Raw genomic sequence first — 19,934 nt, forward strand, 5'->3', positions numbered from 1 at the left:
TAGGTATCATCATGGGTAGTGACAGCGACCTGCCCGTGATTAAAAAAGCAACAGATCAGCTCAAAAGCCTGGGCATTCCCTTCGAGGTGCACGTTTATTCGGCACACCGTACACCGGAGGAGGCCCGGGCTTTTGCTATCAATGCGCGGAAGAACGGCTTTGGCGCGTTGATTGCGGCGGCGGGGATGGCGGCCCATCTGGCCGGTGCCGTTGCCGCTAACACCACCCTGCCGGTGATCGGGATTCCCTGCCAGGGGCCCTGCCTGGAGGGGCTGGACGCACTGCTTTCCACGGTTCAGATGCCCACCGGCATCCCGGTGGCCACCGTGGCGGTGAACGGCGGAGCCAATGCAGCGCTTCTGGCTGCACAGATCCTGGCGGTGGAAGACGCGGACCTTGCGGCGAAGCTGGACGCAAAGCGGAAGGCTGACGCGGAAGCGGTCCTGGCGAAAGACGCCGGGATAGCCGAACGGCTTTAATTCAGAATTCAGAATTAAGAATTCAGAATTATGATTACTTAAAAACGTAATCAGGAACATCTTTCACAGGACAGAAACGGAAAAGTGGTCCGAATTATGAATTGTGAATTATGAATTATGAATTGATATAAAACCGGAGGTTTGAACTATGGGTGGATTTTTCGGAATAACGTCCAAGAAGGACTGTATGCTGGATGTGTTTTTCGGTGTGGACTATCACAGCCATCTGGGCACCCGCCGTGCCGGTATGGCCGCATGGGATGAGGAGATCGGTCTGCAGCGGAAAATTCACAACATCTGCAATGCTCCTTTCCGGACGAAGTTTGAACATATTTTTGAGGAGATGCGCGGCACTTCCGCGATCGGCTGCATTTCCGACGCGGATCCCCAGCCCCTGCTGATTCGTTCCAACCTGGGCACCTATGCCATCTGCATGACCGGCGTGATCAACAACGCGGATGAGCTGATCGACCAGTACCTCAGCTTCAGCGGCGGTCACTTTGATTCCATGACCGGCGGCAAGATCAACCAGACGGAGCTGCTCAGCGCCCTGATCAACCAGAAGAGCAATTTTGCGGAGGGCATTCAGTTTGCCCAGAAGTCCATTGTGGGCACCGCCTCCATCCTGATCCTGACGGACAAGGGCAGCATCATTGCGGCCCGGGACCGGATGGGCCGTCTGCCGGTGGCCATCGGCAAGCGGGATGACAGCTACGCTGTGGCGTTTGAATCCTTTGCTTTCCACAAGACCGGTTACGAAGACGTCTGCGAGCTGGGACCCGGGGAAATCGTTGAGCTGACTCCCAGCAAGATGACCCGGCTGGTTGCTCCCGGAAAGAAAAAGAAGATCTGCTCCTTCCTTTGGAGCTATTACGGATATCCCACCTCCACCTACGAAGGCGTGAACGTGGAGGAGATGCGCTACCGCAACGGCGCGATCATGGCGGACAACGACAAGGAAGCCGGCCGGGATGACCCGATCGACTATATCGGCGGTGTGCCGGACTCCGGTACGCCCCACGCCATCGGCTACGCCAACCGCAGCGGAACGCCCTTTGCCCGGGCTTTCATCAAGTACACCCCCACCTGGAGCCGCAGCTTCATGCCGGCCAACCAGACGGACCGGGACAAGATCGCCAAGATGAAGCAGATTCCCGTGAACGAGCTGATCAAGGATAAGAACCTGCTGTTTGTGGATGACTCCATCGTCCGCGGCACCCAGCTGCGGGAGACCGTTGAGTTCCTGTATGAGAGCGGTGCCAAGTCCGTGCATATGCGCAGTGCCTGCCCGCCGATCATGTACGCCTGCAAGTACCTGAACTTCTCCCGTTCCAACAGCGACCTTGAGCTGATTGCCCGCCGGGTGATCCTGGAGCTGGAAGGGGAGGAAGGCTTCAAGCATATTGATGAATATGCCGACGGCAGCACCGAGCGGGGCAAGAACCTCCGGGACTGCATCTGCAAGAAGTTCAACTTCGCCTCCCTGGAGTTCCAGACCCTGGAAGGCGTGATTAAAGCCATCGGTATTGATCCCTGCGAGCTTTGTACCTATTGTTGGGACGGACGTGGAGACGACGACTGAGATTGCGGATGAGACGACGATTGTTTACATGCTTACGAAATATACCTTATTAGAAAGGAACCATCACAATGAACGAATCCAGATCTGAAGCCTACGCCGCCGCTGGCGTTGATATCACTGCCGGTTACAAGTCTGTTGAGCTGATGAAAAAGCATATCCAGCGGACAGAGACCCCCGGGGTCTGCTCTGATGTGGGCGGATTCGGCGGACTGTTCCAGCCGGATATGACCGGCATGAAGGAACCGGTGCTGGTATCCGGCACCGACGGCGTGGGCACCAAGCTGAAAATTGCCCTGCTGATGGATAAGCACGATACCATCGGTATCGACTGCGTGGCCATGTGCGTCAACGATATCATCTGCTGCGGCGCGAAGCCCCTGTTCTTCCTGGACTACATTGCCTGCGGAAAGAATGTGCCCGAGCGGATTGCAGAGATCGTCAAGGGCGTCTGCGAGGGCTGCATCCAGGCCGGCTGCGCGCTGATCGGCGGCGAGACGGCAGAGCATCCCGGGATGATGCCCGAGGACGACTATGACCTGGCCGGATATTCCACGGGTATCGTGGACAAGGCACAGATCATTGACAACAAGACCATGAAGGCCGGGGATGTGGTGATCGCGCTGCCGTCCACCGGTGTTCACTCCAACGGTTTCTCCCTGGTGCGGAAAGTGTTCGACGTGGAAAACGCGGACCTGACGGCGCCGGTGGAAAAGCTGGGCGGAAAGAGCCTGGGCGAGACCCTGCTGACCCCCACCCGGATCTATGTAAAGCCTGTGCTGGCTCTGTTGAAGGAAGTGGCGGTGAAGGGCATCAGTCACATCACCGGCGGCGGATTCTATGAGAACATTCCGCGGAGCATTCCGGACGGCCTGGGCGCGAAAATCACCCGCAGCCAGGTGAAGGTGCTCCCGATCTTTGACCTGATCGCCGAAAAGGGCGGCATCAGCGAGCGGGATATGTTCAACACCTTCAACATGGGTGTCGGCATGAGCATTGTTGTTGCGGCAGAGGATGCGGAGAAAGCGCTGCGGATTCTGAAGGACAACGGAGAAGAAGCCTACGTGATCGGTGAAATCATCGAGAGCGAGGATAAAATCACGATCATCTGATCGGATTGACGGAGGTGCGTATGAGCGCAAAAGCCCGTATTGCCGTACTGGTTTCCGGCGGCGGAACCAACCTGCAGGCGATCCTGGACGCTTCAGCCCGGGGAGAAATCCCGGACGGGGAAGTGGTTCTGGTGATCAGCGACCGTTCCGGAGCCTATGCCTTGGAGCGCGCACAGAAAGCCGGTATCCCCACCATGGAAATCAACAAGAAGGCCTGCGGCGGGCAGGTGCCCTTTGAGCAGCAGCTGATCGCGGCCCTGACAACCAACCGGGTTGACCTGATTGTACTGGCCGGATTCCTGAGCATCCTGACGGAGAACTTCACTACGCTGTATACCCGCCGGATTATCAATGTTCATCCCAGCCTGATCCCCAGTTTCTGTGGAGCGGGCTTCTACGGCCTGAAGGTTCACCAGGCAGCGCTGGACCGGGGCGTGAAAGTCACCGGAGCGACCGTGCACTTTGTCAATGAGATTCCGGACGGCGGAGAGATCATCGCCCAGAAGGCGGTGGACATCCAGCCCGGAGATACCCCTGAGATCCTGCAGCGCCGGGTCATGGAGCAGGCAGAATGGATCATCCTGCCCAAGAGTGTTGAAATCATTTCTAAAGAAATTATTTCAACAATGAAGAATGAATAATGAAGAATGAAAAATGCTGATTACTTTTGCCCTGTGAAAGCCGTTGTGTGAGGAGCAAAAGAAAAGCAGATCAAACAAAATATAATTCTGAATTCTTAATTCTGAATTAAAACAAGGAGGAGCCTATGGACATCTACCGCATCAATACCCCTGAGGAACTGCTGAAGGACAACACCTACCCCGGACGCGGCATCATCATCGGCAAGACGCCGGACGGAACGAAAGCCATGACCGCCTATTTCATCATGGGCCGCAGCGACAACAGCCGCAACCGGATCTTCACCGAGAAGAACGGCGAAGTTTTCACCGAGCCCTTCGACGCCTCGAAGGTCCAGGACCCCTCCCTGATCATCTATGCCGCGATCCGTTCTTTCGGGAACAACCTGATCGTGACCAACGGCAACCAGACTGATACGATTTACGACGGCCTGAAGGACGGTAAAACCTTCTCCGCCGCGCTGGAAAGCCGGGAGTTTGAGCCGGACGGCCCGAACTTCACCCCCCGCATCAGCGGTATGCTGACCTTCGGAAACGAAGATTTTACCTACCAGATGAGCATCCTGAAGAGCGCCGACGCTGAAGGCAGCGCCTGCAACCGCTTCACCTACAGCTATGCTCCGCTGAACGGCCTGGGCCACTTCATCCACACCTATGTGTGCGACGGTAATCCGATTCCCACCTTCCAGGGCGAGCCGGAACGCATCGCGGTGAGCGACGATATCGATGATATGACGGATATCCTGTGGAAGAACCTGAACGAGCAGAACAAGATCAGCCTCTATGTCCGCTATGTGGACCTGAAGACCGGCGCCGCTGAAAGCCGGCTGGTCAACAAGAACAAGTGATACAGTGATGCGGACATGTCAAAATCTCAGATTTTGGAAACACGTCCCATGCTACAGCCGTCAATGATCAGGAGCCGAAGGCGAACGGAGCATTGGTAACGGCGATCGCAAGAAGAAAAGGAGATAAGATCATGAAAGAATTCGAACTCAAGTATGGCTGCAACCCCAACCAGAAGCCCGCGAAGATCTACATGAGCGACGGCAGCGAGCTGCCGATCAAAATCCTGTCCGGCCGTCCCGGTTTCATCAACTTCCTGGACGCCTTCAACAGCTGGCAGCTGGTGAAGGAACTGAAGGCTGCCCTGGGCATGCCCGCCGTGACCAGCTTCAAGCACGTGAGCCCCACTTCCGCTGCGGTTGGCATTCCGCTGTCCGCTGACCTGAAGAAGGCCTGCTTTGTGGATGATATCGAAGGCCTGGACGATTCCCCCCTGGCCTGCGCTTATGCCCGTGCCCGCGGCACAGACCGTATGTGCTCCTTCGGTGACTGGGTTGCCCTGAGCGACGTGTGCGACGTGACCACCGCGAAGATGATCAAGCGGGAAGTGTCCGACGGCGTCATTGCTCCCGGCTATGAGCCCGAAGCCCTGGAAATCCTGAAGCAGAAGCGCAAGGGCAATTACAACATCGTTGAGATCGATCCCGACTATGTGCCTGAAGTGCAGGAGCGCAAGCAGGTATTCGGCATCACCTTCGAACAGGGCCGCAACAACTTTGAAATCAACCGGGAACTGCTCTCGGATATCGTGACGAAGACCAAGGATCTGCCGGATTCCGCCGTGCGTGACCTGATCATCGCCCTGATTACCCTGAAGTACACCCAGTCCAATTCCGTCTGCTACGCGGTGGACGGCCAGGCCATCGGCGTGGGTGCCGGCCAGCAGAGCCGTATCCACTGCACCCGCCTTGCCGGTTCCAAGGCGGATACCTGGTTCCTGCGTCAGCATGAGAAGGTGCTGAACCTGCCTTTCCGTGCGGATCTGGGCCGCCCCGAGCGGGACAACGTCATCGACGGCTACATCAACCAGAATGAGGAAGATGTCTGCGCCGACGGCAACTGGCAGAAGTACTTCACCGCCCAGCCGGCTCCCCTGACCGACGCGGAGAAGCGCGCCTTCCTGGATACCCGGCAGAATGTGGCGCTGGGCTCCGACGCTTTCTTCCCCTTCAGCGACAACATTGAACGCGCCTATAAGAGCGGCGTGAAATACATTGCCGAGCCCGGCGGCTCCATCCGCGATGACGCTGTGATTGACTGCTGCGACAAGTACGGCATGACGATGGCGTTCACTCACATGAGACTGTTCCACCATTAATCCGGTGGAACAGCCTCGTGTTTCATTGATGAATCAATCAGCCTGAATACTTTCCTGAAAGGAATTAATAATAGATTATGAATATTCTTCTTGTCGGCGGCGGCGGCCGTGAGCATACCATTATCAAGAAACTGAGGCAGAACCCGGAAGTCGAAACCATTTATGCCCTGCCGGGAAACGGCGGGATCGCGGCGGATGCGACCTGTGTGGACGTAAAAGCTACGGATATTGAAGGCATTGCTGCCTTTGCCCGGAGCACAAAGATTGACTACGCGGTTGTGGCTCCGGATGATCCGCTGGTGCTGGGCTGTGTGGACGCCCTGGAGGCGGAAGGCATTCCCTGCTTCGGTCCCCGGAAAAACGCGGCGATCATTGAGGGAAGCAAGGTCTTCTCCAAGGACCTGATGAAGAAGTACGGCATTCCCACCGCGGCCTATGAAGTGTTCACCGATCCGAAAAAGGCGCTGGAATACCTGGAAACCTCTCCGATTCCGACGGTAATCAAGGCGGACGGCCTGGCCCTGGGCAAGGGCGTGACCGTGGCCATGAACCGCTGGGAAGCGCGCGAAGCCGTGCGGGAGATCATGGAAGACAAGAAGTTTGGCAAGAGCGGCGATCAGATCGTCATTGAAGAATTCCTTGAAGGACCCGAAGTAACCGTGCTGGCTTTCACGGACGGTACGACCGTGAAGCCCATGGTATCCAGCATGGACCATAAGCGGGCGGAGGACGGAGACAACGGCCCGAATACCGGCGGCATGGGCACTGTCGCGCCGAATCCCTTCTACACGGAAGAGATTGCAAAGACCTGCATGGAAACCATTTTCCTGCCGACCATCCGGGCGATGAAGGCGGAAGGCCGGGAATTCCGCGGCTGCCTGTATTTCGGCCTGATGCTCACCAAGAACGGACCGAAAGTGATAGAATACAACTGCCGGTTCGGCGATCCGGAAACCCAGGTGGTGCTGCCCCTGCTGGAGAGCGACCTGCTGACCGTGATGCAGGCAACCACCAACGGCACACTGGCGGACTGCAAAGTGAAATTCAAAGACGCGCATGCCTGCTGTGTGGTGCTCGCCTCCATGGGCTATCCCGTACATTATGAAAAGGGATACGAGATCACCATTCCCGCGGATGTGCAGGATCACGTCTTCGTGGCCGGCGCCGCGCTGAAGGACGGAAAACTGGTAACTTCCGGCGGCCGGGTGCTGGGTGTGACCGCGGTGGCGGACACCCTGCAGGAGGCCGTGAAGGAAGCCTATGCCATGGCCGATCGGATTGAATTCGGCAACAAGTACTGCCGGCGTGATATCGGACAGAGAGCGCTTTCAGCACTGAAATGATTAAGAATGGATTTGTGGGGTGTTACCTTGGTTTACAGAATCTTTGTTGAAAAAAAGCCCGGCCTGGACAATGAAGCCCGGGCACTGCTGGGAGACGCGAAAAAGTTCCTGGGGATCAAAGGCCTGGAAAAGGTCCGGCTGCTGAACCGCTATGACGCTGAGAACATCTCAGATGATATGTTCTCCCTGGCGGTCCGGGAGGTGTTCTCTGAGCCCCAGCTGGACAATACAATGGATCAGTTTGACGCGGAAGGCGCGATTGCCGTGTTCGCGGTGGAATACCTGCCCGGTCAGTTTGACCAGCGGGCGGACTCCGCTGCCCAGTGCATTCAGTTCCTTTCCCAGGGCGAGCGTCCGCTCGTCCGCAGCGCGAAGGTTTACCTGCTCTACGGCAGCCTGTCCGCTGAAGAGATCGCGGAAATCAAGAAGTATGTGATCAACCCGGTGGAAGCCCGGGAAGCTTCCATGGATCTGCCGGAAACCCTGAAGACGGAATACGCGGTGCCCACGGAAGTGGCAACCCTGGAAGGCTTCACGAAGCTTGACCGCGCCGGCCTGGAGAAGTTTGTGGCGGATTACGGCCTGGCCATGGACGTGGATGATATCACCTTCTGCCAGTCCTGGTTCCGGGAAGAAGGCCGGGAACCCACCATCACGGAAATCCGGATGCTGGACACCTACTGGAGCGACCACTGCCGTCACACCACCTTCCTGACCGAGATCGACAGCGTCCGCTTTGAAGATCCGGTGCTGGAGAAGGCATGGAAGCGCTACATGGATGTGCGCGCTGAACTCGGCCGGGAAAAGAAGCCGGTGTGCCTGATGGACCTCGCCACGGTTGCGGTGAAGTACCTGAAGAAGCACGGCAAGCTGGACAAGCTGGACGAGAGCGAAGAAATCAACGCCTGCACGGTGAAGATGGACGTGGAGCGGGACGGGGTCAAGGAGCCCTGGCTGCTGCTGTTCAAGAATGAAACCCACAACCATCCCACTGAGATTGAACCTTTCGGCGGCGCGGCCACCTGTATCGGCGGCGCGATCCGGGATCCCCTGAGCGGCCGGGCCTATGTTTACGGCGCGATGCGCGTGACCGGTGCTGCGGATCCCACCAAGCCCGTTTCTGAAACCATCCCCGGCAAGCTGCCCCAGCGCAAGCTGGTGACTACCGCGGCAGCCGGTTATGCTTCCTACGGCAACCAGATCGGCCTGGCCACCGGCATTGTGGATGAAATCTATCATCCCGGCTACGCGGCCAAGCGTATGGAGATCGGCGCAGTGATTGCCGCGGCTCCCGCGGAAAATGTACGCCGCGAGCGTCCGGCTCCCGGCGACGTGGTGATCCTGCTGGGCGGTTCCACCGGCCGTGACGGTATCGGCGGTGCCACCGGTTCCTCCAAGGCTCATAATGCCCACAGCGTGGAAACCTGCGGCGCGGAAGTCCAGAAGGGTAACGCGCCGGAAGAGCGCAAGCTCCAGCGGCTGTTCCGCAATCCGAAGGCCACCAGGCTGATCAAGCGCTGCAATGACTTCGGTGCGGGCGGCGTCAGCGTTGCCATCGGCGAGCTGGCGGACGGCCTGGAAATCGACCTGAACGCGGTACCGAAGAAATATGAAGGCCTCGATGGTACTGAGCTGGCCATTTCCGAGAGCCAGGAGCGCATGGCCGTGGTTGTGGCCGCGGAAGATGCGGAAGCTTTCCTGGCCCTGTCGGCGGAGGAAAACCTGCAGGCCTGCATCGTGGCGGAAGTGAAGGCTGAGCCGCGCCTGCGGATGAACTGGAACGGAAAGACCATTGTGGATATCAGCCGTGAGTTCCTGAACTCCAACGGTGCCCCGAAGCATACCGCGATTACCCCCGCAGCTTCCCATCCCGCCGCGGATCTGCCGAAGCAGGAGCCCGCGGACTTTGCGGGGCTGCTGAAGACCACGGCTTCCGACCTGGCGGTCTGCTCCCGCCGGGGCCTGTCCGAGCGGTTTGACTCCACCATCGGCGCCGGCACGGTGCTGATGCCCTTCGGCGGCAAGAACCAGCTGACCCCCATCCAGGCGATGGTCCAGAAGATCAGCCTGGAAAAGGGACACACGGATGACTGCTCCCTGATGGCCTGGGGCTATGATCCGGAGCTGACCTCCTTCAGCCCCTATCATGGTGCCTATCTTGCTGTGGTGGATTCTGTCACCAAGCTGATTGCGGCCGGTGCCTCCTTTGAGGACGTGTACCTGACCTTCCAGGAATACTTTGAGAAACCCGGAACGGACGGAAAACGCTGGGGCAAGCCTCTGGCGGCCCTGCTGGGTGCCTTTGAAGCCCAGATGAACCTGGGTGTCGGCGCCATCGGCGGCAAGGACTCTATGTCCGGTTCATTTGAAAAGCTGGATGTGCCGCCTACGCTGGTTTCCTTCGCGGTGACCACGGCAAAGACCGGCGACATCATTTCCCCTGAGTTCAAGAAAGCGGGTCATCCCGTGGTCGTGCTGGAGCCGGAACGGGATGAACAGGGCCTGCCGGTAACGGAATCCCTGCTGGCTCTCTACAACCAGGTGACAGGGCTGATCCGTGAAGGAAAGATTGTTTCCTGCCGTACGGCAGAGGTTGGCGGATCCCTTGCCTCTGTGCTGAAGATGGCGCTGGGCAACGGCCTGGGCTTCGCCTTTGAGAAGGACTGGGAGCTGAAGGAGCTGGCGGAGGTTCGCTACGGCAGCTTTATCGCGGAACTGTCCGAAGACATGGACCTCGGCCGGAAGCTGGGCGTTGTGACCGAAGAACCCGTGCTGACCTGGCGGGATAACGCGGCGGACGTGAAGGAGCTGCGCGTGATCGGCCGGGACAAGCTGGAAAAAGTGTATCCGACCCTGAATCCGGAGTGGTCCCTGGAAGACCGGGCAGAAGCGGACGCCTGCTGGCCCGCGGCCCGAAAGGAAGACCGGACGGAAACCTTCAACTACAAGGCCAACGGCTGGAAAGCCCCGGCCCTGCATATTGCGAAGCCCGGCGTGCTGATCCCGGCATTCCCCGGCACCAACTGCGAAATCGACAGCGCCCGCGCCGCGGAAGACGCCGGCGCGAAGGCGGAAATCTTCGTGGTCCGGAACCGGTCCGCGGAGGATATTGTCCGCAGCGCGGAAGAGTTTGCCGCGAAGGTTCGTGAGAACCAGATGATCTTCATCCCCGGCGGCTTCTCCGGCGGCGATGAACCGGACGGCAGCGCGAAGTTTATCATCGCCTTCTTCCGGAACCAGGGCGTCACCGAAGCGGTGACCGAGATGCTGGACAAGCGGGACGGCCTTATGTGCGGTATCTGTAACGGCTTCCAGGCCCTGATCAAGCTGGGACTGGTGCCCTACGGCAAGATCATTGAAACCGATGAGCACTGCCCGACCCTGACCTTCAACACCATCGGCCGCCACCAGAGCCGGATTGTCCGCACCCGGGTGGCCAGCAACCTGAGCCCCTGGCTGCGCAATGCCCGGCAGGGCGCGGTTTACAGCGTGCCGATCAGCCACGGCGAAGGCCGCTTCCTGGCGGAGGAAAGCCTGATCCGGAAGCTGGCAGAGAACGGACAGATTGCCACCCAGTATGTGGATCTGGACGATCAGCCCACCATGGACCTGCGCTTCAATCCCAACGGCAGCCTGTATGCCATTGAAGGTATCACCAGCCCGGACGGCCGCGTCTTCGGCAAGATGGGTCACAGCGAGCGCGTTGGCAAAGACCTGTACAAGAACGTTCCCGGAAACTACGATATCAAAATGTTCGAATCTGCGGTCCAGTACTTCAGATAATGCACAATGCATCATGACTCTGTCCCAACGGCAGATATCATAATGAATTATGAATTAAAAGGAGAATCAGCCATGGCCTACTTATCCGACATCGAGATTGCCCAGCAGTGTGAAATGAAGCCGATCATGGAGATCGCGAAGAGGGCCCACGTAGACGAAAAATATGTGGAGCAGTACGGCCGTTACAAGGCCAAGATCGATCCTGCCCTGATTGACGAAACCGACCGGAAGCCCGGAAAGCTGATCCTGGTCACAGCAATTACCCCCACCCCCGCGGGTGAAGGCAAGACCACGACCACGATCGGTCTGGCGGACGGCCTGTCCCGGATCGGCAAGGACGTTACCGTTGCGCTGCGTGAGCCGAGCCTCGGCCCGGTGTTCGGCGTCAAGGGCGGTGCGGCCGGCGGCGGTTATGCCCAGGTAGTGCCCATGGAAGATATTAACCTGCACTTCACCGGCGACTTTCATGCCATCGGCGCGGCGAACAACCTGCTGGCGGCCATGCTGGACAACCATATCCAGCAGGGGAACGCCCTGGGGATCGACGTGAAGAAGATCACCTGGAAGCGCTGCGTGGACATGAACGACCGTCAGCTGCGCTTTGTGGTGGACGGCCTGGGCGGAAAGGCCAACGGCACACCCCGTGAGGACGGCTTCGACATCACCGTGGCCAGTGAAATCATGGCGGTGTTCTGCCTGGCTTCCTCCATGGCGGACCTGAAGGAACGGCTGTCCCGGATTATCGTTGCCTATACCTATGATGACAAGCCTGTTACCGCGGGCGACCTGAAGGCGACCGGCGCCATGGCAGCCCTGCTGCGTGACGCGCTGAAGCCCAATCTGGTGCAGACCCTGGAAGGAACCCCCGCCTTCGTGCACGGCGGACCTTTCGCGAACATTGCCCATGGCTGCAACTCCGTCATGGCGACCCGGATGGCCATGCGGATGGGCGACTATACTGTGACCGAAGCCGGCTTCGGCGCGGACCTGGGCGCGGAAAAGTTCCTGGACATCAAGTGCCGGATGGCAGGCCTGACCCCGGACGCGGTGGTTGTGGTCGGTACCGTGCGCGCCCTGAAGATGCACGGCGGCCTGGACAAGAAACAGCTGGCCAATGAAGACCTGGCGGCCCTGGAGCGGGGCATCCCGAACCTGCTGCGCCATGTGAACAACATCAAGAACGTTTACCAGCTGCCCTGCGTGGTGGCCATCAACCGCTTCCCCACGGATACGGACGCGGAAATCGACTTCATCATCCGCAAGTGCCGGGAGCTGGGCGTCAACACCGTGCTGTCCACCGTCTGGGCAGAAGGCGGCAAGGGCGGCGAGGACCTGGCCCGCGAGGTTGTGCGGCTGTGCGAAGAAGAGCAGGGCAACTTCACCTTCTCCTATGAGCTGGACGCCTCCATCGAGGAGAAGCTGGAAGCTGTGACAAAGAAGATTTACGGCGGCGCCGGCGTTGTGCTGACTCCTGCGGCGAAGAAACAGGCGGAGCGCCTCACGGCCCTGGGCTTTGACAAGGTACCGGTATGCGTGGCCAAGACCCAGTATTCCTTCTCCGATGATCCCACCCTGCTGGGTGCTCCGGAAGGCTTTGTGGTCACCGTGCGGAACCTGAAGGTTTCCGCAGGCGCGGGCTTCCTGGTTGCCCTGACCGGCGAGATCATGACCATGCCCGGCCTGCCGAAGTCTCCTGCCGCCGAACGGATCGACGTGGATGACAACGGAAAGATCAGCGGCCTGTTCTGATCAGCACAAAAACAGAATAGAAAAGAGGCACCCCGGGAGCATCAGTTCCCGGGGTGCATTGTTTCGATGATGTGGTCGAACCGGATTTCTTTCAGGTGCCGGACGACGTCGCTGACTGATTTCATGTCGAATTTTTTCAGGATGCTGTGGATCTGGGTTTTGACCGTGCCCTGGGAGACGTAGCGGGATTCGGAAATCTGCCGGGCGTTCATACCCTGGTACAGGCACTTCAGCACTTCAAACTCGCTGTTGGACAGCATGGTGAGGATGTTCAGGCCGTAGAGCAGGCCGTTCTGCTCCTCCCGGACCCGCTTCAGCTCCTGGATGATTTTCTCCGCGTATTTGGGGCGGAGGATCATCTGGTTATGATAGGCGTTCCGGATGGAGGTCAGGATCTGGTGGACGGAGTCCGTCTTGATGATATAGTCGATCACGCCGGCGCAGTAGGCCTGGAAGAGCAGGTCGTCGTCCTCCAGGATTGTCAGGATGATGATTTTGGTGCCGGGGAATTCTGTCAGGATCTGCTGGGAAGCGGAGATACCTGCCACCCGGGTTTCCATCTGGATATCCATCAGGATGATATCGGGACGGAGCTCCCGGGCCATCCGGACGGCTTCCACGCCGGAGGAGGCGGTCCCGGCCAGCTCCATATCTTCTTCATGGCTGATGATGTTGGAAAAATAGCTCCGGATTTCGGGGCTGTCATCCGCCATCATAACCCGTATCTGTTTCATTGCGCTTCATTCCTTTCTCTGGGAAGGAGAATATCCACCTGGGTGTAGGATTTGTCTTCCTGGTCGCTGCTCTGGATCCGCATCTGCCCCAGCTGGGCGTTGACGACCCGGAAAGCGTAGGGGAGGCCGATGCCCCAGTTGCTGGTTTTGGATTTGGTGGACACAAAGGGCATCATGACCCGGCGCAGCTCCTGCTTCGGAATACCGGGGCCGTTGTCCCGGATGGACAGGCTGACCCAGGCCCGGCTGGCGTTCACGGTGACGGAAATGACCTTGTCTTCCCGTTTGCAAAGCTGCAGGGCGTCCACCGCGTTGACAAAGATGTTCTTCAATGCGTTCCGGGTGTGGTACTCGTCCACCATGCAGCGGACCGGCTCGTCGCAGAAATGCCTTTCACACCGGATGCCTTCCGGAAGGGCCAGGGTATCCAGCGCCTGGCTGACCAGCGTACGCATATCTGTGGGCGTTGCGTGCAGATGAAGCTCCCGGATCCGGTTCAGGGAGGAAGTGATCATCTCCATGCGGTCCTTTGCGATCTCGGTGAGGCGGTCCAGCTTCTCCAGTCCTTCCGGTGTGCCGTAGGCGGACCGGGCCTCATCGGCCAGGATCATCATGCTGAACATCAGGTTCTTTTCGGAGTGGAACACGTCCTTCAGGTTCCGGTTCAGGTCCTCAATGCTGTTCTTCATCGCTTTCTTCCGGGAAAGCAGGACCAGGTCCCCGCTGAAAACCCGGTTGGCGCTGGCCACGATCAGGATCAGCGTCAGGAGAGAGAACAGCAGGAAGAACAGGGTGATCCATCCGGGCAGCCAGGAACCGTTCGCGAAGAACCAGAAGGCGCTCAGGAACACGGCCTGGCTGCTCAGGGCAAGGGGGATGGTGTGGAAGACAACGAAAAAAACAAAACCGTACAGGCTGGTGATGCCCAGCAGCAGGAAGAATGTATCGCCGAAACAGGTGATATTCTTCCGGATATAATGTATGGTCAGCAGGAGTGCCGGGGACATTACAAACAGCAGGATGAAGCCCTTGAACAGGTAGTCTGCCAGGGTAACCAGCTGGACAAAGGAGGAGCGTGCTGCCCCTTCGAGCTGGTAGTATCTCATATACAGGCGGAAAGCGCAGGAGGGGGAGAAAAAGATCATATAAAGCGCCATGAACAGGAGAACGCCCGAACCGCACAGGACTTCCCAGACCAGGCGGTGATGGATGGTTTTGATATTCCGGGCGATCAGCATCAGCATCAGCACAATGCCGCCGAAAAAGATCAGCGTACCGAAATTGCGCAGGGTCTGGGCCTGGCGCAGCGGAAGCCGCATATGGCTGATCAGCTGGAACAGCTCCAGGTCCAGCGACCGGAGCGGAAAGCCCTGGGGCGTGGCATACATTGAGGTGCTGCTGGTCTGGAACAAAACAGCGACAGAGGTAATACTGATCCCCGCGTTCAGCAGGAACAGCGGGAGTCCGTAGCGGCTGCGGAGCGAGAAACCCAGCAGCAGAACCGCGGAAATAACCAGGATTACAATACTCAGCGCCATAGGAAGTATCTTCTTCTTTCCGTTTTTAAATGGAGAGACTGAACGGGAGGGCGTTTGACTCCGGCCCGTATGTTCCAATGCTAACACAGTCGCCCTTATGTTTCAAGGGGCGGAAGGTTTTGCACGGCAGAAAAAACAGCCTGCCGGAAGGATCCGGCAGGCTGGCTGCATGCGCGTTTTATTCTGTTTTCTGCAGGAAGGAAGCCATGACGTAGCCTTCGCATACATCGGTCTTGACCCGGACCCAGCCGGTAACTTCCGCTTCCTCCAGGACGATCAGCTGCTGATGCTTGTACAGCCGGCGGAGAACCTTCGACCCGGCGGAGGGCTTCTCGCGCAGGTTCAGGGTGCTGTCATCGTCAATGTTTTCCACGGTGGCCATCCAGGCGCCCTCCGGAACGGTCTCCGTCACGGGCATCAGTGTGGGCCGGGGCGTGGCGGTGGGCATCGGCCCGGGGGTGTTTCCCAGCACCGGGTCAGGTGTGGGCAGGGGAGCGGCTTCCCCGGAATAGCGCTTCAGCTTGGCGCCGGGGTAATAGAAGGCCAGGATTTCCGTATATTTCTTTTTCCCTTCGGAGGCCTGGTACTGGGCGCCCCGCTGGCTCATGCCGACGCCGTGGCCGTAGCGGCCGGCGGTCAGGGTGAAGTCGGCTTCGTTTTCCGTTACGGTGATGATTTCATTGTCCGCGCCGTATACGCTCAGTCCCAGCAGGAATACGGCGTCCGGGAACAGGGGGAGCCTGACGGTGTGGGTGCCGGCGGAAATCAGCTCTGCGGCTTTTTCGCCTTCCGGTGCCGGTGTCTCCGGCGCGGCGGTGCGGGCCGGATCCAGGACGTCGCTGATATCCAGCTCGTCCTCGTCGCCGGCGGGACGGGTGCGCCCTTCCTTCAGCACGGCGGAAACGGAAACGGTCAGCTCCATTTCGGTCATCAGCCGGCTGGGCTCCTTATACCGGGGTGTTGTTAGCTGAACCGTGCGGATGGCATCCACGCGGAAGAGATCGTCTGCTCCCAGCCGGAAGTCGTCCAGCTCCTTCAGCTTGGCCAGGGCTTCGCGGATCAGCCGCAGGAAGCCGGCGGAAAGTTCGGGCCTGCTTTTCTGAAGTACGGCTGTACGGACGGTGCTGTCAGGATTCTGCACGTCCCAGGGGTCGTCGGTCATGGCGAAGCAGCCGGGGATATTGTCACCCTTCCAGATGTTGCCGGGCAGCTCTGTCTGGCCGCCGTTGGAGGCGCTGTACCAGGCGGTGATCAGTTTGTTGTTCCAGGTCAGCACCAGACCGCTGGTCTCCTCTACGGCCTGGGAGGAATTCACGCTGTTGTCCGGGGTGCCCTTGAAGGCCTGGTCATTGGTGTTGTCCACCACGTCCCATTCCGCGGAAGGGTTCATTTTGCTCAGGACGTAGGTGCGGGCACAGACGGCCTGGGCCTTCAGCGCTTCCAGCGGGAAGGAATCGCTCATCTCATAGGGAACGACGCCCTGCAGGTAGGATTCCAGGGGAAGCGTCAGGATGGGCTGGATCGCGCCGTCCTTGACGGTGAGTTTCAGGTCTCCGGGATAGACGCCGGCCTGGAGGTTAAAGCGGATACCGGGTTCGATATCGCCGTCCTGGCGGCGCAGGAGGGAAAGCTCCTTGCCGGCGGTCAGGGAAAGACCGTCGTGGAAAAGGATCAGCTTTCCTTTTCGCAGAAGCACGGTGATCTGTGCCCCCGGAGGCAGCAGGACTTCCATCCCGTCCGCGCCGCGGGCGAGATACCGGCCTTCCAGCGTCATCCAGGCTTCATCCGCCAGATTCAGGCGGGTAAGCAGTACCCGGACGTCTGAAACAGTATTGTTTTGTGCTTTGGCTGCAAAGGAAACCTGCGGTATCAGCAGTACCGCGCATAAAAACAGCGCGGCGGCCCTGAGCAGCAGGGAATGGTTTCGGTTTCTGATCATTTGCGTTGTTCCTTTTTCCATGCACGGATCTGCTCGAGACGCTCTTTGTAGCGGCTTTCCTGTCCCTGGTCCGTAGGATGGTAGAACTGTCTGTCTTTCAACGCGTCGGGCAGACACTGCATGGCTGTTATTTTTTCTTTGTAGTCGTGGGCGTACTGGTAGCCCTTTCCGTAGGACAGATCCTTCATCAGGCGGGTCGGCGCGTTGCGGATGACCAGCGGCACAGGGGTGTCCGGCTCCTTCACAATGGCTTCCCGCGCCTCGTTCACCGCCATCTCCATGGCGTTGGACTTGGAAGCAAGGGACATATATACAACGGCTTCAGCCAGGTGTACGTTGCATTCCGGTACTCCAATAAAATGACAGGCCTGATAGGCGGCCACGCCGACCTCCATGGCCCGGGGATCCGCCAGGCCCACGTCTTCCGCGGCGAAACGCAGGACGCGCCGGGCGATGTACAGCGGATCCTCTCCGCCTTCCAGCATCCGCATCATCCAGTAGACGGCGGCGTCCGGATCGGAATTGCGCATGGATTTGTGCAGGGCGGAGATCAGGTTGTAGTGCTCTTCCCCGTCCTTGTCGTACATGAGGTTCTTGCGGCTCAGGCACTGGGCGACGATTTCATCTGTCACGTGGATGCCGTTTTCTCCGGCTTCGCCGTTCAGCACAACCATTTCCAGGGAGCTCAGGGCGCTGCGGGCGTCACCGTTGCTGAAATCGGCGATGGCTTCCAGGGCTTTGTCGCTGATGGAGACCTGATCCCGGCCGAAGCCGCGTTCATCCGTCAGGGCCCGGCGCAGCAGGGTCAGGATATCCTCCCGGCTGAGTGCCTGTAGTACAAACACCTTGCAGCGGGAAAGAAGAGCGCTGTTGACCTCAAAGGAGGGGTTTTCCGTTGTTGCGCCGATGAGCACGATGCTGCCTTTTTCCACAAAGGGCAGGAAGGCGTCCTGCTGCGCTTTGTTGAAGCGGTGGATTTCGTCCACGAAAACGATGGTCCGAACACCGTAGACGCGGTTTTCTTCCGCCTGGTTCATCACCTGGCGGATTTCTTTAATCCCGCTGTTAACGGCGGAAAAATCAATGAAAGAAGCCTTGGTCTGCAGGGCGATGACCCGTGCCAGGGTGGTTTTGCCGACGCCGGGCGGTCCCCAGAAGATCATGGAGCAGATGCTGTCAGAGGAGATCAGCCGGCGCAGGACTTTACCCGGGCCCAGCAAGTGCTGCTGTCCCGCGATCTCATCCAGCGATGAGGGCCGCATCCTGGCGGCCAGAGGCTGGCCGAACATGGAAGGCGCCTGTTCGGGCAGCAGGGAGTTCTCACTCATGGCATTTCCTCCGTATAAACTGAATCAATATCAATATTATACCGTAATTGAAAAGGAAAGAAAAGCGAACAAACTCCCGTTGACAAAGACCGGTTTCTTTCGGATAATGTGCGTATCAAGAAAACGATTGCACACAGGGCGTACGGAGGAGTCATGCAAATCGACCATCATGTATTTTACGGAAAGCTGAGGAAGCTGGCGACGCCCATCGCTTTCCAGAGCCTGATGCTGGCAGCGGTGGCAGCCGGGGACGCGCTGATGCTGGGCAGCGTTGCCCAGAATGAAATGACCGCCGTTTCCCTGGCGACGCAGATCCAGTTTGTCCAGAATATGTTCCTGATGGCTGTAACATCCGCCGGGGCAATCCTGGGCGCCCAGTATTGGGGCAGGAATGACCGGGATACGGTGCGCAGCCTGTTCAATATGATGCTGCGCTGGTGCGGTGTGATTTCGCTGGTGTTCTTCACGGCCTGTGAATTATGCCCGGAACTGCTGATGAAGATGTTTTCCCATGACGGGGAGATCATTGAGATTGGCAGCGCTTATCTCCGGATTGCCGGATGGTCCTATCTGATTACCGGCGTTTCACAGTCCTATCTGACAACCATGAAGGTGACGGATCATGTGACGCCCAGCGCCTGGATTTCTTCCTCTGCTGTGGTTTCCAATATTATTCTGAACGGAATATTCATTTTCGGCCTTTTCGGCCTTCCGGCCATGAATGCCCGGGGCGCCGCACTGGCCACTACGCTGGCCCGTGTGATTGAGCTTGTGCTGTGCCTGGTCATTTCCTCCGGCGATTCCTACCTGCGGCCGGCCTGGAACAGGTTTTTTGAACGGCAGAAACTGCTGGCCGCTGATTTCAGGCGGCAGTGTTTTCCGCTCCTGGGCGGCGGACTGCTCTGGGGCGTTGGCTTCACTTCCTATACGGCTATCATGGGACATATGGGAACGGACGCGGCAGCGGCAAATGCGGTGGCCGCGGTTGTCCGGGACCTGATCTGCTGTGTGTGCAACGGGGTTGGCAGCGCGGCCGGGATTATGGTGGGAAATGAACTGGGCGCCGGGAACCTGGAGAAGGGCAAGGCTTATGGGATTAAGCTGAAGAACATTTCCTATGTGATTGGCTTTGCTTCCACGGCGGCGGTTCTGGCGCTGACGCCGCTGGTGGTGCGCATGGTAATCCTGACGGAAGAAGCGCAGCAATACCTGACAGGCATGATGGTTATCATGGCGGTGTATATGATCGGCCGCTGTGTGAATACCGTCACGATCAACGGGGTGTTGGACGGCGGAGGGGATACGGTTTTTGATATGTATTCTCTGGCGGTATGCATGTGGGGAATTGCCGTTCCGCTGGCGCTGCTGGGCGCTTTTGTGTTTCACTGGCCGGTGCTGGTGGTCTATGCATGCACATGCCTGGATGAAGTGGGCAAAATTCCATGGGTGATGTGTCGGTTCAGGAAGTATAAATGGGTGAAAGACCTGACCAGGGATAACCCGGACGGTGCGGCCCTGCCGGCCGGAGAAGAATAATCAGACCGCTGC

At 58.6% G+C, this 19,934-nt stretch carries 14 protein-coding genes; 10 read left to right on the forward strand and 4 right to left on the reverse strand.

What is annotated here, in order from left to right; translation table 11 throughout:
- The first annotated feature begins 11 nt into the window (after positions 1-11).
- The 9 genes from purE (at position 12) to JRC49_08315 (ending at position 12,847) form a co-directional block, all read left to right on the forward strand.
- The gene (purE, locus tag JRC49_08275; GenBank protein ID QTE72844.1) at positions 12-479 is read left to right on the forward strand and encodes a 5-(carboxyamino)imidazole ribonucleotide mutase; all 468 of its coding nucleotides are present in this window, start codon (positions 12-14) and stop codon (positions 477-479) included.
- A 148-nt stretch (positions 480-627) separates the two neighbouring features.
- On the forward strand, positions 628-2,061 hold the full coding sequence (locus JRC49_08280) for an amidophosphoribosyltransferase (protein QTE69813.1): 1,434 nt from the start codon (positions 628-630) through the stop codon (positions 2,059-2,061).
- Positions 2,062-2,129: 68 nt separating this feature from the next.
- Positions 2,130-3,170: a phosphoribosylformylglycinamidine cyclo-ligase gene (locus JRC49_08285; GenBank protein ID QTE69814.1), complete on the forward strand. Its 1,041-nt coding sequence runs from the start codon at positions 2,130-2,132 to the stop codon at positions 3,168-3,170.
- Positions 3,171-3,190: 20 nt separating this feature from the next.
- Entirely contained in the window at positions 3,191-3,811 is a 621-nt protein-coding gene (locus tag JRC49_08290; protein QTE69815.1) for a phosphoribosylglycinamide formyltransferase, read from the forward strand.
- Positions 3,812-3,936: 125 nt separating this feature from the next.
- Positions 3,937-4,656, forward strand: a complete 720-nt coding sequence (locus tag JRC49_08295) for an IMP cyclohydrolase (GenBank protein QTE69816.1) — start codon at positions 3,937-3,939, stop codon at positions 4,654-4,656.
- Positions 4,657-4,787: 131 nt separating this feature from the next.
- On the forward strand, positions 4,788-5,972 hold the full coding sequence (locus JRC49_08300) for a phosphoribosylaminoimidazolecarboxamide formyltransferase (protein QTE69817.1): 1,185 nt from the start codon (positions 4,788-4,790) through the stop codon (positions 5,970-5,972).
- A gap of 77 nt (positions 5,973-6,049) precedes the next feature.
- Positions 6,050-7,315 carry a phosphoribosylamine--glycine ligase gene (purD, locus tag JRC49_08305; protein QTE69818.1) on the forward strand — a complete coding sequence of 422 codons (1,266 nt, stop codon included), beginning with the start codon at positions 6,050-6,052 and terminating at the stop codon, positions 7,313-7,315.
- 27 nt (positions 7,316-7,342) lie between these two features.
- A complete protein-coding gene (locus JRC49_08310; GenBank protein ID QTE69819.1) occupies positions 7,343-11,098 on the forward strand; it encodes a phosphoribosylformylglycinamidine synthase in 3,756 nt (1,251 codons plus the stop codon).
- 72 nt (positions 11,099-11,170) lie between these two features.
- Positions 11,171-12,847, forward strand: a complete 1,677-nt coding sequence (locus JRC49_08315; GenBank protein QTE69820.1) for a formate--tetrahydrofolate ligase — start codon at positions 11,171-11,173, stop codon at positions 12,845-12,847.
- 41 nt (positions 12,848-12,888) lie between these two features.
- Here JRC49_08315 and JRC49_08320 read toward each other — a convergent pair whose 3' ends face one another.
- The 4 genes from JRC49_08320 to JRC49_08335 all read right to left on the reverse strand — a co-directional run bounded on the left by JRC49_08320 (position 12,889) and on the right by JRC49_08335 (position 18,347).
- Entirely contained in the window at positions 12,889-13,581 is a 693-nt protein-coding gene (locus JRC49_08320) for a response regulator transcription factor (protein QTE69821.1), read from the reverse strand.
- A complete protein-coding gene (locus JRC49_08325; GenBank protein ID QTE69822.1) occupies positions 13,578-15,119 on the reverse strand; it encodes a sensor histidine kinase in 1,542 nt (513 codons plus the stop codon). Before JRC49_08325 ends, JRC49_08320 begins: the two co-directional genes overlap by 4 nt.
- A gap of 178 nt (positions 15,120-15,297) precedes the next feature.
- Complete coding sequence (locus tag JRC49_08330) at positions 15,298-17,058, reverse strand: SpoIID/LytB domain-containing protein (protein ID QTE69823.1); 1,761 nt, start codon at positions 17,056-17,058, stop codon at positions 15,298-15,300.
- Positions 17,055-18,347, reverse strand: a complete 1,293-nt coding sequence (locus tag JRC49_08335; GenBank protein QTE72845.1) for a replication-associated recombination protein A — start codon at positions 18,345-18,347, stop codon at positions 17,055-17,057. Before JRC49_08335 ends, JRC49_08330 begins: the two co-directional genes overlap by 4 nt.
- A gap of 192 nt (positions 18,348-18,539) precedes the next feature.
- Here JRC49_08335 and JRC49_08340 point away from each other — a divergent pair, with 192 nt between their 5' ends.
- Positions 18,540-19,922: an MATE family efflux transporter gene (locus tag JRC49_08340; GenBank protein ID QTE69824.1), complete on the forward strand. Its 1,383-nt coding sequence runs from the start codon at positions 18,540-18,542 to the stop codon at positions 19,920-19,922.
- Positions 19,923-19,934: the final 12 nt, after the last annotated feature.

This window comes from Clostridiales bacterium FE2011, assembly GCA_017569305.1.
Classification (GTDB): domain Bacteria; phylum Bacillota; class Clostridia; order Christensenellales; family Aristaeellaceae; genus Aristaeella.